The following is a 13,439-nucleotide window of genomic DNA, read 5'->3' as shown; positions in this document are numbered from 1 at the left end:
CCCTATGCCATTTACTGGATTCACCCTTTTGAAAAACTGTATAAAATTTTGTTTTTTACGATCCGAAGCTGATATGTAAGAAATTTCCTTTGATTTTCGCTGTAGGCGACGACTCCTGCCGAGGCCAACAGGATGTTGGTCACGAAGGCGTTGCCACACGATGTGGCGCTCTTAGCCTTTGTTCCTCTGTGAGCAAATGAGACATCCCTACGACACCTAAGCGGCGGGGATGGCTCATCGCTCACCCGGGGGAAAGCGTTCGACTGCAGCGAAAATCCCAGCGAACACTTTATTCAACGCATTACCACGCAGTATCTCTATATAGTGTGATACCATCTACTTTATTATTTCCTACGAACACAAAAAAACTCATTCGTCCAATGGACAAATGAGTTGATCAGTTAATTTAATGCCGTGCACCTTCCTTCGCTTGAAACACATAAGCGGCACCCTTGTCGTTAACTCGGCTTAGGCTACCCCGCGGCACATGAGAAAGCACCACTTAATGCTGCTTCCTTCCGGACCTGACATGGTTCATGGGCACTCATTGCGCAGGACCCAAACGTCAACATCACGTGCAAGGACCAGACCCTACATGTATTCAACCTCAGAGAAGGAGTTCAGTCTCGCTAGAGCGGATTGCGAGTTACAAGACACCGCTACCTTCCCACCTAGCACGGCATCTACTAGTATACTTTTTTTAGAAAGAAAAATCAATGAAAACGAACATTTATATTCAGATTGCATAGAAATTTACTCAATGATTGACAAGTTATTTTTTTAACAAAAATATAACGATATATATTGACTTTATTTTTCAAGCATGATAAATTAGTTCTTGTACTTCGGAGGAATACCCAAGTCTGGCTGAAGGGATCGGTCTTGAAAACCGACAGGCGGGTCATACCGCGCGGGGGTTCGAATCCCTCTTCCTCCTCCATTTTAAATACACACACGCATAAATTTGAGATTGAATTCGTTGCATTGGTAACGAATTTTTCTTTGTACCTATTAATCAGAAAATTAAATATTATTATGTATATTAAAACCTCCCACCTATAATTGGCGGGAGGTTTTATATTATTTACGTAATATCGCGGTTTTTTCTATAAAATGACCAATTCTTGCAATAATCATTTCTACATTTTCTGGATTTTGTACGATGTCATAGTCGTTTATATTTAAGCGAAGTACTGGACACCCGTTAAAAGAGTCAATCCACTTTTCATAACGCCCATGCATTTCTTCCCAATAAGCAATAGGTGTCTGTTGCTCCATCGGACGTCCTCGATCATGAATACGATCAATAATATTATCTAAAGATCCTTCTAAGTAAATCAATAAATCAGGATGTGGGAAATAAGGTGTCAGAACCATTGCTTCAAACAAGCTCGTATACGTTTCATGATCTACTGGATCCATCGTTCCTTTTTCTTTATGCATTTGAGCGAATATACCTGTGTCTTCGTAAATGGAACGATCTTGGATAAATCCTCCGCCATATTCAAACATTCTTTTTTGTTCTTTAAAGCGCTCCGCTAAAAAGTAAATTTGTAAATGAAAACTCCACTTAGAGAAATCTTCATAAAAACGATCTAAATATGGATTCGCATCTACTTTCTCAAAAGAGGTTTTAAAATGAAGTGCATCCGCAAGTGCTTTGGTCATTGTAGATTTTCCTACACCAACAGTTCCTGCAATTGTAATAACTGCATTTGAGGGGATGCCATACTTCTCTCTTAAATTCATACTTATAAACTCCTTCTATGCAATGTTGCATCTACTTGATCTAATATTGTTTGTAAGTCTTGTCCATTTTGAACAAAATCTATTTTGTCTCCGTCTAATCTTAGAACCGGAATATTGGGATGTTTTTTTTCAAAGTGATTGATAAACATCCGATAATCTGAGGAAAGTTGCTGTAAATAATCTGGGCTTATCTTTTTTTCAAAGTCCCTTCCGCGCATATCAATGCGATTAAGAAGAACGTCTAAACTTGCATCAAGATAAATAACCATATTGGGAACTGGCATATCTTTCGTTAAAATTTGATAAATAGATTCATACTTTTCATATTCTACTTCATTTAACGAACGTTTAGCGAAAATTAGATTTTTAAAAATATGATAATCCGCTATTACTCCTTTATCTTTCGATAAATACTTCTTGTCTATATCACTTAATTGCTTATATCGGTTACATAAAAAAAACATTTCCGTTTGGAAACTCCACTCGGCAATATCATCATAAAATTTATTTAAAAAAGGATTTTCATCCACAATTTCTTTTAACAATTCAAATTGATACTTAGTGGCAATTATCTTTGCTAAAGAGGTCTTTCCAACACCTATGGGACCTTCTACCGTAATAAATGGAATGGACATTATTTTACCCTCACTCTAATATTTCAAATCGTGCCCTTTATTTTAACATAGCTCGAATATAAAAAATAGAATATAGTTGCCTTTCCCAAAGAAAGACAACTATACTCTATTTTTTATTCACCCGAAACATTTCTTGTAGCAAATACCAGTTTTGCGGGAAGTCAAAGCCACTATGCCAATAGGCTATCCCTAATAACTTTAACTCTTTCAACAGTTTAAACTTTGCTTCAATCGACCTTGCATCCTCAAACCAAACTTCATGCTCTTTCCCATCTAGCCAATAATGAAAATACGGTGCTTGCGCAACTTTATCATACTCAATGGCAGCATTCCGATTTTTAGCTAATTGAATTGCTTGTTGAGGACTCAATGCTTTAGCGATTGGATTGCCTTGTTTATACGGTAATGTCCAGTCATATCCATATAAATTTTGACCCATCATGATTTTATTAGGCTCAATTTCTGTTACGGCATATTCTAATACTTTTCGAACTGGACCAATCGGGGATACTGCCATAGGTGGGCCTCCACTATAACCCCATTCATACGTCATAATGACAACAAAATCTGCTACTTCTCCAATTCCTTTATAATCGAATCCACCGTACCATTTACCATTTTGATCAGCACTTGTTTTTGGTGCAAGGGTTGCAGAAATGGCATATCCCTTCGCAAAATCCTTAAATTCTTTTAAGAAGGTCACATAATTTTCTCTGTCCGCTTTATCTATATACTCAAAGTCAACATGAATATGCTTCGTGCCTCTTTTTTCTGCTTCTGCAACTGTTTGGGCAAAGACATTATTCTTTACGGTTTCATTTGTAAAAATGGTATGTGCTAAAGTATCACTAAATGCATAGTTTTCAATATTTACGAGTACAATAACTGTTTCTACTTGATGTGTTTTCGCAACTTCTGATAAACTTCCCCAATTCATAGGAAGTAAAGAGCCGTCCCTCTTTACTTCATACGCAAATGGCATCATATACGTTAATTGGTCTGCATTTTTCTCTACTTGATGAATAACATTTTGTGATGGTACTTCGGTATACCATTCTACGTATAAGTTTGTTTCAATCATAGGCCGTTCTGGACTAGGGGTAGATGGTAAAACAAGTGCCTGACCAACGACTAATACATCTGGATCAGGAAGTTCGTTTATAGAAGCAAGCGTTGCGACATTTGTACCAAAATGCTTGGCTATCTCATATAAACTATCTCCTTGTTTCACTATATAAATCAATCGATCACTCCTTCCACATACAATATGCAGTATGTAAATAAAACATGCTACACTATGCATAAGGGGCTGATTTAAATTGGATGAACATTATATGAGTTTAGCGGTAGAAGAAGCGAAAAAAGCAGCTGCTATTGGAGAAGTACCAATCGGAGCTATTATCGTATATAAAGATGAAGTAATTGCAAAGGCTTTTAATTTAAGAGAGACAACTCAAAATGCCACTACCCATGCGGAGTTAATAGCAATTCAAGAAGCGTGCGCGAAAATTGGCAGCTGGCGATTGGAAGAAACGACTTTATATGTCACACTAGAGCCTTGTCCTATGTGCGCAGGAGCTATTTTACAATCCCGTATTCCACGAGTAGTATACGGTGCTAGAGATGCAAAAGCAGGTTGTGTAGATTCGTTATACCGACTTTTAAATGACAATAGATTCAATCATATATGTGAAGTGACGGAAGGAGTATTGGCAGAAGAATGTGGTAGTCTACTTACTCAATTTTTTCGGAATCTCCGAGCACAAAAAAAGAACCAGAAACGCGTATAGCATCTCTGGTTCTTTTCATCTTACTTAATAACTGTTTTACCGCCCATATATGGTACTAAAACTTCTGGAACAACTACTGTTCCATCTGCTTGTTGGTAGTTTTCTAAAATTGCAGCCACTGTGCGACCTAGTGCAAGCCCACTTCCATTCAATGTGTGTACGTATTCAGGTTTAGCACCAGCTTCTCTTCTAAAGCGAATACCAGAACGACGAGCTTGGAAATCCTCGAAGTTACTACAAGAAGAAATCTCTTTATACTCCCCATAACTTGGTAACCAAACTTCTAAATCATATTTTTTGGCAGCAGTAAATCCTAAATCTGCCGTACACATATGAAGCACGCGATATGGTAAACCTAATAACTGCAACACTTTTTCAGCATGACCAGTAAGTAACTCTAACTGCTCGTAAGACTCTTCTGGTTTCACAAAACGAACAAGCTCCACTTTATTAAATTGATGCTGACGTATTAAACCTCTTGTATCACGTCCGGCAGATCCTGCCTCTGAACGGAAACAAGCACTAAAGGCAGTAAATGCTTGTGGTAATGCTGCCCCGTCTAGAATTTCATCACGGTAAAAGTTTGTTACCGGAACTTCTGCCGTAGGGATTAAGAAGTAGTCCTCTTCATTTATTAAAAATGCATCTTCTTCAAACTTCGGCAGCTGCCCAGTACCTGTTAAACTTGTACGATTAGCTAAGTATGGTGGAAGCATCTCTTCATAGCCATGCTCTTCTGAATGCAAATCCATCATAAAGTTTATTAATGCACGCTCAAGCCTTGCTCCTAAACCAAGATAAAAAGCGAAACGACTTCCCGTAACTTTTGCTGCACGTTCAAAATCGACTATTTTCAAATCCGTTGCAATATCCCAATGTGCTTTCGTTTCAAAGTCAAATGAAGGAACTTCTCCCCATGTACGAATTTCCACATTATCGTCTTCTGAATCACCAATAGGAACACTATCATGTGGAATATTTGGGATGCGCATCATCATATGATCGAACTTTTCTTCCACTGCTCGTAATTCGTCATCCAATACTTTAATCTCATCGCCAACTTCACGCATACGAGCAATAATATCATCGGCATTTTCTTTATTACGTTTCATCTCTGAAATTTTTTGAGAGAATTCATTTCGTTCCGCTTTTAGCACTTCTGTTTTAGCAATTAGTTCTCTTCGCTTTTGGTCTAACGGTTGGAATTGATCAAATTCAGAAATTTCTTCTCCACGTTTTGCTAGCTTCGCTTTTACTGTTTCGTAATTTTCTCGTACAAATTTCACATCTAACATGTATAATTCCTCCTAATTTTTAATAAAAAAACGACAAAAAAGCCCTCATCCCATATAAAAGGGACGAGAGCATACCCGCGTTGCCACCCTGATTGACTTGACCATATGTCAAATCCACTTGTAAAATAACGGCTTTTCAACCGGAAACGACTTACTAAAATTCAGCCGTTCAACTCAAAGGACGGATTCACAAGTGTTTATATCAGCTTGCACCAGCCGCTGACTCTCTAGAAAAAACGTGCTTGTTACTACTTCCTATCATCGTTTTTTAATCATGAAATTACTCATACTTTACTATACAGTTGCTTTTTTGGCAAGCGATTCCTTTACCATTTCAGTAAAATAGGCAGTAATGCGATGATCTACTGTTAACTCGGGATGAAAAGAGCATCCAAGTAAATGTCCTTGTCTAACCATAACTATTTTTCCTTCGTGCGTTGCAAGTATTTCTACATTTGGTTCAACTTCCACAATATGCGGGGCTCTTATAAAAACAGCAGGAAAATCAGTTGCTATGCCTTTTACTTCAAGTTGTGTTTCAAAACTATCTACTTGGCGACCAAAAGAATTACGCTCTACTGTAGCGTTTAATACACCGATATGTGCAAAATCATACCCAACTATTTCTTTTGCAAGTAATATAAGTCCAGCACAAGTACCAAACATAGGCTTTCCTGCTTGAGCAAATTCTATTACAGGTGTAAGTATGTCATGTCGATCCATAAGTTTACGCATCGTTGTGCTTTCTCCACCTGGTAAGATTAAGCCATCTACAAGATTTAACTCGTCTGTACTTTTTACGATTATTGCTTCCACTCCGCAAGCCTCAATAGAACGAACATGCTCACTTACCGCTCCTTGAAGAGCTAAAACTCCTATTTTAACCATATTACCACCCTCTATCTTGCATGCGTTCCCCAGCAGATAAACGAGAAATTTCGATTCCCTTCATTGGAATCCCTAAGTCTTTTGAAATTTCTACAAGTAAGTTATAGTCTTGATAATGTGTTGTTGCTTCTACAATAGCACGTGCAAATTTCTCTGGATTTTCTGATTTAAAAATACCTGAACCAACAAATACTCCATCTGCTCCAAGCTCCATCATTAAAGCAGCATCTGCTGGTGTTGCAACGCCACCTGCTGCGAAGTTTACAACTGGCAATTTACCATTATGTTTAATTTGTAGTAACACCTCATACGGTGCTCCTAATATTTTTGCTTCTGTCATAAGTTCATCTTCGTTCATATGAACAATTTTACGAACTTGTGCATTCACTTTACGTAAATGACGAACAGCTTCTACGATATTCCCTGTTCCCGGTTCTCCTTTAGTACGAAGCATGGAAGCTCCTTCCCCAATACGACGAGCCGCCTCCCCTAAATCTTTACATCCACATACAAACGGTACTGTAAATTCACTTTTACGTAAGTGATATTCTTCATCTGCAGGTGTTAATACTTCGGATTCATCAATATAATCGACACCCATTGCTTCAAGAATACGAGCTTCTGTAATATGCCCAATACGAGCTTTCGCCATTACTGGAATAGTTACTGCACCCATGACTTCTTCCATAATGCGCGGATCTGCCATACGAGCAACACCGCCTGCTGCACGAATATCTGAAGGTACACGTTCTAACGCCATTACTGCGACAGCTCCTGCTGCTTCTGCGATTTTTGCTTGCTCTGCATTGATAACGTCCATAATAACGCCACCTTTTTGCATTTCCGCCATTCCACGTTTTACTCTATCTGTACCTGTTTGATTGATTGTCATATTATTTTCCCCTCCAAATTGTTATAATGTTTAGTATAATAAAATATGACCATTTGAAAAGTACCAGAAATCATTAAATTGAAGTGGTCAGATAGGTGGTAAAATGGACTTTCTTATGTTCCAGCTCGAAAAGGACTCTCTAATCCCGTTATATGAACAGCTTTATACAGAAATAAAAAACGCAATTATTAATGGAAGAATTGAAGAAGGAGCCAAACTGCCTTCTAAAAGAAAGCTAGCTGAATATTTAGCAGTTAGTCAAACAACTATAGAGTTTGCATATAGTCAACTAGTTTCGGAAGGATTTATTTCTTCTGAATCAAGAAAAGGTTTTTTTATACAAAACTTAGAGGAACTTGCGTTGTTGGAACAAAATCCTCCTCTTATAGTTCAAGATGAAAGTACAACAGATATCTATTCCGTTGATTTCTCTCCCGGGAAAATTGACATGGATTCTTTTCCGTTTACAATTTGGAGAAAATATTCCAAAGAGATTATTAGTGAATCCAATAAAGATGTTCTTTCACTTGGACATCCTCAAGGGGATTACGTATTAAGACAACAAATTTCTTCCTATTTGTATCAATCTAGGGGTGTTAAGTGCACACCAGAGCAAATCATTCTGGGATCTGGAACGGAGCAAATAATGCCCTTAATTATTCGTTTACTTGGGACAGAAGCTATTTATGGAATTGAAAATCCCGGTTATCCCCTTACCCATCACTTACTTTTCGAAGACAAGGAAAAAACCGTACCAATTTTAGTAGATAACGAAGGAGTCCTCATTTCACAATTAGAACGATCGAATGCTACGGTTATGTATGTAACACCTTCCCATCAGTTTCCTACAGGGGCTGTTCTTTCTGCTACCCGTAGGACACAATTACTTGCTTGGGCTTATCAATCAGAAAATCGATACATTATAGAAGATGACTATGATAGTGAGTTTAGATACACCGGTAGACCAATTCCTTCCTTACAAGGAATCGATCAAAACGAACGTGTCATTTATTTAAGTACATTTTCAAAGTCATTAATGCCTTCCCTTCGGATTGCATATGCAGTTTTACCGAAACAGCTTATTGCACAGTATAAACAAAAATATTCTTATTACGCTGCTACAGTACCTCGAATAGATCAGCAAATACTCGCCAAGTTCATGGAATCAGGTTATTTTGCAAAACATCTAAATAAAATGCGAAAAATTTATAAACGCAAGTTAGAAATTATAACAAAAACAATTGCAGCATATGATCCACTCGTTACAATTTCCGGAGAACAAGCAGGTATGCATCTTTTATTAACCTTCCAATCAATGAAACCGGAAAGTGAACTGATTGCACGTGCAAAACAAGCAGGTATACGTATACATGGCATACAAGAATATGTTTCTACTAAACAGAATCCATTTGAAAAACCAAAAATTGTTTTAGGATTTGGCGGTATCGAAGCTGAAAATCTTGAAACTTCCATTGAACAACTTATGGACGCTCTAGAAATAAAAAAATTACTATAATAAAGGATAGTTTGCACAGTATAGAGATAGTGCGTTGGCTAGTGACCGCTATGATTTCCGCCTGCAGCGAAAATCAACAGAAATGGCTTACTTATCCACTTCGACTCGTAAAAAACAAAATTTTATACAGTTTTTTCGAATGTGTAAANAATCAAATCAAATCCGAGAGCAACCAAATTGCTAGTGAAAGCAACCAATTCTTATAATAACAGGTTTACTTGGAGCGAGACGAAGATGAATACGAGGTGTCCTACCAATAAATGGTTGTATGAAGCGAACTTTATCCTAAGCAAATGCTCTACTTATTCGGAGAAAGCATTTTCTAATTGGCTTTACTAAATATTGCGTAGGGAATCTGATCAATTTAAAGCTCTGATACCTGTACCCCTTTATTACGCTTTTAAAAAATAGTGACATTCCTTTTGTTCACCGGAGAAAGTTAACGAAATGTCCGGTACTTATAACTTTCTCATTGAAAAAAGCACTGTAAAACCCGATGTTTCGAGTTTACAGTGCTTTTTTAGTTAAAATAGTCCACCGATAAAATCAGTTGTGCTACTCCACAAATTACCGAAGAATTTCCCGATACCTTGGAACATTAAGCTAATCCAACTTGCCCGTTCTACTGCTTCAGTCGTTACAACATCCACTTCTGTCGCCTGATCAAGAATATAACCATAGTCTGTTCCTTCAGTTTTTTCTAGATGTACTTTTCCTACTACTGTACCTTTTTCAATAGCAGCTTCTAATTTTTCTGCTTCTGCTGTAAATACAGGCTTGTACAATTCTTTTTCATTTGTCTTAATGACCATTGAAATTGGATCTTTTACAGCAATGGCTACTGTATCTTCTTTCCCTTTTTCAACAGATAATGTTTCATGTTCCGGGATTTTATATCCAGCTGGAACAATTTCTTCTTTTGAAAATTGAGCAAATCCATAGTCAAATAATGCTTTCGTAGCATCAAAACGTGCTTTATACGAACCCATGCCATTTGCATCTACGGCTTTCATGACAACGGCAATTACACGCATACCATTTCTTGTAGCTGTCCCAGTAAACGAATGTCCTGCAAATTCTGTCGTACCCGTTTTTAAACCATCTACACCTTCGTATTCAAAAACTAATCCCGGTAACATCCAATTCCAGTTACTCATTTCAATAGCATCAGAAGTACCCTCACGGAATGTTTTTTTAGGAATTTTCGTTGTTTCTAATACTTCAGGATAATCTTTCATTAACAAATAAGCCAATTTTGCTACTGATTTAGCAGGCATTATATTTTCATCAGATGCTCCTGTACTTGCTGGATGCATCCCTTGCAAATCTTCATTATTTAAACCGGAAGAATTGACAAATTTATAACCTACTAAGCCCATTTCTTTCGCTTTTTCATTCATTAATTTCACAAAATTCTCTTCCGTACCAGCAATTGTTTCTGCGATAGCAATGGTTGCAGCATTGGCAGAATAAATAGCCATTGCTTCATACAATTCTCGAATTGAATAACTACCGTCTTGTCGAAGAGGAACATTACTTAAACTACGATTTTGAGAAATTTTATATGTATAATCCGTTACAGAGTATTGTTGATCCCATGTAATTTTTCCCGATTCAATCGCTTCAAATAGTAAATACTCCGTCATCATTTTCGTCATACTAGCAATACCTAAAGATGCATCTGCATTCTTTTCATACAGAATTTTACCTGTTTCAGCGTCGATTAATATTGCAGCATCGACGTTTAAATTTAAACTTTCTTCTGCTTTTGTAGCAGTCGGCATTCCACATATAACTGAAACAAGAAACATCGGAAGTACTAGCCACTTAATCACTGATGTCATCCAAACTTTCTTCACTACTGTACCTCCACTATTAGTTTTTCTCAATGCTCATTTTAACATACTTTATCCATAAGAGGGCTTATGTAATTAAAAAAGCACCCATTCGACCTAGACTATGACGTCGAATGAGTGCAAAAGTTTCGATTTATACGTAAACCTTAAGAAATAGAATAGTTTGGAGCTTCTTTCGTAATTTGAACATCATGTGGGTGACTTTCACGAAGCCCTGCACCTGTCATGCGAATGAATTGTGCATTCTCACGTAAATCCTCTAAATTTCCTGTACCACAGTAGCCCATTCCTGCACGAACACCACCAAGTAGTTGGTGAATTGTATCGGAAAGTGGTCCTTTGTATGGAAGACGACCTTCAATACCTTCCGGAACTAACTTTTTCGCATCTTCTTGGAAATATCGATCTTTTGAACCTTTTTCCATTGCGCCAATTGAACCCATTCCACGGTATACTTTAAAGCGTCTACCTTGGAAAATTTCTGTATCTCCTGGGCTTTCAGTTGTTCCAGCAAGTAAGCTTCCTAGCATGACAACATGTCCACCTGCAGCAAGAGCTTTGACAATATCTCCTGAGTACTTAATTCCTCCGTCTGCAATAATCGTTTTACCTGCTTTACGAGCTTCTGTTGCACAGTCATAAACTGCTGTAATTTGTGGAACACCGACTCCTGCAACTACACGAGTTGTACAAATAGAACCTGGTCCAATTCCTACTTTAACAACATCCGCACCTGCTTCAAATAATGCGCGAGTTGCTTCCCCAGTTGCTACATTTCCAGCAACAATATCTAACTCTGGATAAGCTTCTCTAATACTCCTTACTGTATCCATAACTCCTTGAGAATGACCATGTGCAGTATCAATAACAATGACATCTACTTGTGATTCTACGAGTTTCTCTACACGAAGCATTGTATCTTTCGTTACACCAACTGCTGCTCCTACTAGTAAACGACCAAGATGATCTTTCGCTGCATTTGGGAATTCAATCACTTTTTCAATATCTTTAATTGTGATTAATCCTTTTAACATGCCATTATCATCTACAATTGGTAATTTTTCTATTTTATATTGTTGTAAAATTTTCTCTGCATCTTCGAGTGTAGTACCAACTGGTGCTGTCACTAAATGTTCCTTTGTCATTACTTCATCAATTTTTAAAGAATAGTCTTGGATAAAGCGTAAATCGCGATTTGTAATAATGCCGACTAATGTTAAATCTTCTTCATTATTTACAATCGGAACTCCAGAAATTCTGTATTTCCCCATTAAGTGTTCTGCATCATACACTTGATGAGTTGGTGTTAAGAAGAAAGGATCTGTAATAACCCCATTTTCAGAACGTTTAACTGTCTCAACTTGCTCTGCCTGTTCTTCAATGCTCATGTTCTTATGAATAATACCTAATCCACCTTGTCGAGCCATCGCAATCGCCATTTTAGCTTCCGTCACAGTATCCATACCAGCACTAATTACCGGGATGTTCAACTTTACTTTCTTCGTCAATTGAACGGAAAGATTAATATCTTTTGGCAATACCTCTGATTGAGCTGGAACTAACAAAACATCATCAAATGTTAAACCTTCTTTTTGAAATTTAGACTCCCACATTTCTAATTTCCTCCTTCTATAACTGAATATTATTACAAGGTTATCAGCGTGTACGTCTAGTGTCAAGAACACTTAAATTAAACATTAATTCCGACTTTTCTATCAAATAAACTTTTGAATATCTTGTTCCATTTTTAGTGGAGCTGTCTGCGGTGCATATCTACCTACCACTTTTCCTTCTTTATCGATTAAAAACTTCGTAAAATTCCACTTTATGTTATTAGATAAAAATCCTTTTTGCTCCGTAGTAAGAAATTGAAATAATGGATGTATTTCCTTCCCTTTAACATCTACTTTTGCAAACATAGGAAAAGTAACACCATGATTTAGTTGACAATATTCCAATGTACTGTCAATATCCTCAAACTCTTGATTGTTAAATTGACTACAAGGAAAACCCAATATTTCTAGTCCTTTATCATGATATTCTTCATATAACTTCTGAAGTTCAGTGAACTGCGGTGTAAATCCACAATGACTTGCAGTGTTTACGATTACTAATGGTTTACCCTTGAACTCGTCTAAAGATACATCTTCACCCTTTATATTCTTAGCTGTAAATTCATAAACTGATGTCATTTTTAACACTCCTTCATTCGTCTTAACTATACAATATTTCTTTTTTTATACATGTACAAGTCATTTGATTTATGTGAGATAGTTTTTAGAATGTATACTTGTATATGCTAAATAAGCAAAAGTTATAAAAAAACTTTATTTGGATCTTATTTTTCGAGGCTTAACATTTACTTTAAGAGCAAGAGTTGAGAGAATGTATCTCTAAGTAATACTACAAATAACAAAATATAAGATGCCTTCTATTTAAATATAATTAAGTAAGGTTCTATCATCTAACTTTTTTCATTTTCTAAAGCATAACAAAAAGAAGTCGTTATCGATTACTCGATAACGACTTCTTTATTAGTGCCCAGCGACGTCCTACTCTCACAGGGGGAAACCCCCATGATGGTAGCCGCGTTTTCTCGAATTGAAGGCACAAGCCATACCCTTGCCCACACTGGACTTTGCCATCATCACTAGACTAATTGAGTGCTTGTTCACTCAAAACTGGATAAAAGACATTTTCAACAAATAAATACATTTGGTTAAGTCCTCGATCGATTAGTATTCGTCAGCTGCACGTGTCGCCACGCTTCCACCCCGAACCTATCTACCTCATCGTCTTTGAGGGATCTTACTTACTT

Annotated in this window: 11 protein-coding genes, 1 tRNA gene, 1 rRNA gene, 1 other RNA gene and 1 other annotated feature; of the genes, 3 read left to right on the top strand and 11 right to left on the bottom strand. The window is 37.1% G+C overall.

Annotation, left to right across the window (positions count from 1 at the left end; all coding sequences use genetic code 11):
* Nucleotides 1-412: 412 nt before the first annotated feature.
* An RNA gene (ffs, locus tag FG383_RS19850) (signal recognition particle sRNA large type) lies at nt 413-680 on the bottom strand.
* Nucleotides 681-847: 167 nt separating this feature from the next.
* Between ffs and FG383_RS19845 the strand changes: the two genes are divergently transcribed.
* Nucleotides 848-940, top strand: a tRNA-Ser gene (locus tag FG383_RS19845).
* Nucleotides 941-1,080: 140 nt separating this feature from the next.
* Here the strand turns inward: FG383_RS19845 and FG383_RS19840 are convergent.
* The 3 genes from FG383_RS19840 to FG383_RS19830 form a co-directional block, all read right to left on the bottom strand.
* Entirely contained in the window at nt 1,081-1,749 is a 669-nt protein-coding gene (locus FG383_RS19840) for a deoxynucleoside kinase (RefSeq protein ID WP_142609315.1), read from the bottom strand.
* Between the two features lie 2 nt (nt 1,750-1,751).
* Nucleotides 1,752-2,384: a deoxynucleoside kinase gene (locus FG383_RS19835; protein WP_142609313.1), complete on the bottom strand. Its 633-nt coding sequence runs from the start codon at nt 2,382-2,384 to the stop codon at nt 1,752-1,754.
* A gap of 106 nt (nt 2,385-2,490) precedes the next feature.
* A complete protein-coding gene (locus tag FG383_RS19830) occupies nt 2,491-3,627 on the bottom strand; it encodes a glycosyl hydrolase family 18 protein (RefSeq protein WP_246097071.1) in 1,137 nt (378 codons plus the stop codon).
* 76 nt (nt 3,628-3,703) lie between these two features.
* On the opposite strand from FG383_RS19830, the gene tadA reads away from it, so the two are divergent.
* Nucleotides 3,704-4,174 (top strand): tRNA adenosine(34) deaminase TadA, encoded by a 471-nt coding sequence (gene tadA, locus FG383_RS19825; RefSeq protein ID WP_281285374.1) that lies wholly within the window; start codon nt 3,704-3,706, stop codon nt 4,172-4,174.
* A gap of 20 nt (nt 4,175-4,194) precedes the next feature.
* Here the strand turns inward: tadA and serS are convergent, their stop codons facing one another.
* From serS to pdxS, 3 genes are all read right to left on the bottom strand, one after another.
* Nucleotides 4,195-5,469, bottom strand: coding sequence for a serine--tRNA ligase (gene serS, locus FG383_RS19820; RefSeq protein ID WP_142609309.1), 1,275 nt, complete (start codon nt 5,467-5,469; stop codon nt 4,195-4,197).
* Nucleotides 5,470-5,525: 56 nt separating this feature from the next.
* Nucleotides 5,526-5,740: a binding site (T-box leader), on the bottom strand.
* 23 nt (nt 5,741-5,763) lie between these two features.
* Nucleotides 5,764-6,357, bottom strand: a complete 594-nt coding sequence (pdxT, locus tag FG383_RS19815; RefSeq protein WP_142609307.1) for a pyridoxal 5'-phosphate synthase glutaminase subunit PdxT — start codon at nt 6,355-6,357, stop codon at nt 5,764-5,766.
* Between the two features lies 1 nt (nt 6,358).
* Nucleotides 6,359-7,243 carry a pyridoxal 5'-phosphate synthase lyase subunit PdxS gene (gene pdxS, locus FG383_RS19810; protein WP_221887545.1) on the bottom strand — a complete coding sequence of 295 codons (885 nt, stop codon included), beginning with the start codon at nt 7,241-7,243 and terminating at the stop codon, nt 6,359-6,361.
* A gap of 109 nt (nt 7,244-7,352) precedes the next feature.
* On the opposite strand from pdxS, the gene pdxR reads away from it, so the two are divergent.
* Nucleotides 7,353-8,765 (top strand): MocR-like pyridoxine biosynthesis transcription factor PdxR, encoded by a 1,413-nt coding sequence (gene pdxR / locus FG383_RS19805; protein ID WP_142609303.1) that lies wholly within the window; start codon nt 7,353-7,355, stop codon nt 8,763-8,765.
* Between the two features lie 524 nt (nt 8,766-9,289).
* Here the strand turns inward: pdxR and FG383_RS19800 are convergent.
* From FG383_RS19800 to FG383_RS19785, 4 genes are all read right to left on the bottom strand, one after another.
* A complete protein-coding gene (locus FG383_RS19800; RefSeq protein ID WP_142609301.1) occupies nt 9,290-10,624 on the bottom strand; it encodes a serine hydrolase in 1,335 nt (444 codons plus the stop codon).
* Nucleotides 10,625-10,767: 143 nt separating this feature from the next.
* Nucleotides 10,768-12,234 carry an IMP dehydrogenase gene (guaB, locus tag FG383_RS19795; RefSeq protein WP_142609299.1) on the bottom strand — a complete coding sequence of 489 codons (1,467 nt, stop codon included), beginning with the start codon at nt 12,232-12,234 and terminating at the stop codon, nt 10,768-10,770.
* Between the two features lie 102 nt (nt 12,235-12,336).
* On the bottom strand, nt 12,337-12,813 hold the full coding sequence (locus FG383_RS19790) for a glutathione peroxidase (RefSeq protein WP_142609298.1): 477 nt from the start codon (nt 12,811-12,813) through the stop codon (nt 12,337-12,339).
* A gap of 523 nt (nt 12,814-13,336) precedes the next feature.
* Nucleotides 13,337-13,439: ribosomal RNA gene (locus tag FG383_RS19785) — 23S ribosomal RNA — on the bottom strand; the annotation flags it as partial.

It is taken from the genome of Psychrobacillus soli (genome assembly GCF_006861775.1).
Classification (GTDB): Bacteria; Bacillota; Bacilli; order Bacillales_A; family Planococcaceae; genus Psychrobacillus; species Psychrobacillus soli.
The sequence above is the reverse complement of the archived record's forward strand: the minus strand, read 5'-3'. Positions and strand labels throughout refer to the sequence as shown.

What these genes read in the sequence shown, in the direction of transcription:
- FG383_RS19840 (WP_142609315.1), bottom strand. Translation starts at nt 1,749, where the DNA reads ATGAATTTAAGAGAGAAGTATGGCATCCCCTCAAATGCAGTTATTACA.
- FG383_RS19835 (WP_142609313.1), bottom strand. Translation starts at nt 2,384, where the DNA reads ATGTCCATTCCATTTATTACGGTAGAAGGTCCCATAGGTGTTGGAAAG.
- serS (WP_142609309.1), bottom strand. Translation starts at nt 5,469, where the DNA reads ATGTTAGATGTGAAATTTGTACGAGAAAATTACGAAACAGTAAAAGCG.
- pdxT (WP_142609307.1), bottom strand. Translation starts at nt 6,357, where the DNA reads ATGGTTAAAATAGGAGTTTTAGCTCTTCAAGGAGCGGTAAGTGAGCAT.
- pdxR (WP_142609303.1), top strand. Translation starts at nt 7,353, where the DNA reads ATGGACTTTCTTATGTTCCAGCTCGAAAAGGACTCTCTAATCCCGTTA.
- guaB (WP_142609299.1), bottom strand. Translation starts at nt 12,234, where the DNA reads ATGTGGGAGTCTAAATTTCAAAAAGAAGGTTTAACATTTGATGATGTT.
- FG383_RS19790 (WP_142609298.1), bottom strand. Translation starts at nt 12,813, where the DNA reads ATGACATCAGTTTATGAATTTACAGCTAAGAATATAAAGGGTGAAGAT.